We start from the raw sequence: 448 nt of genomic DNA on the forward strand, positions 1-448 counted from the left end.
GGCGGGGGCGCCGCGGCCGGCGGGCGCGGAACCACGGCCGTAGGCCTGGCCCCCCTGTCCTGCCGGGGAGCCCGACGAGCCCGAGGACCCCGAGCGGTGCGCCTTGTGGTTCGGGCGGTCCTCGGCCTTCGGGGTCGGCCCGCGGCCCTCCAGCCCCTTGCGCCGCTGGCCGCCGCTGCCGACGGTCGGACCCTTCTTGGTCGTCACCTTGCGGGTGGCGCCCGGACGTCGAGTGTTGCCGGCCATGTCAGGTCTCCCGACGTCGTCGTGACCACCGGGGCCCGGTGGGGGTGTCCTCGATCTGGATGCCGGCGGCCTGGAGCTGGTCCCGGATCGTGTCGGCCGCCGCGAAGTCGCGCGCGAGCCGGGCGGCCTGACGGGCCTGGAGCTGGACCTGGACCAGGGCGTCGAGTGCCTCCTCGGCCCCGGTGTCAGCATGCGCGCCCGC

1 protein-coding gene and 1 pseudogene are annotated in these 448 nt (G+C 77.0%); both read right to left on the reverse strand.

All coding sequences use genetic code 11. From position 1 onward, the window contains the following. Positions 1-246 (reverse strand): annotated as a pseudogene (locus B4M60_RS07745) (23S rRNA (guanosine(2251)-2'-O)-methyltransferase RlmB); the annotation flags it as partial. A gap of 1 nt (position 247) precedes the next feature. After that, a partial coding sequence (locus tag B4M60_RS07750) for a CysS/YqeB C-terminal domain-containing protein (RefSeq protein ID WP_422653258.1) occupies positions 248-448 on the reverse strand: 201 nt, incomplete at its 5' end.

This window comes from Dietzia sp. UBA5065, assembly GCA_002415925.1.
GTDB lineage: Bacteria > Actinomycetota > Actinomycetes > Mycobacteriales > Mycobacteriaceae > Dietzia.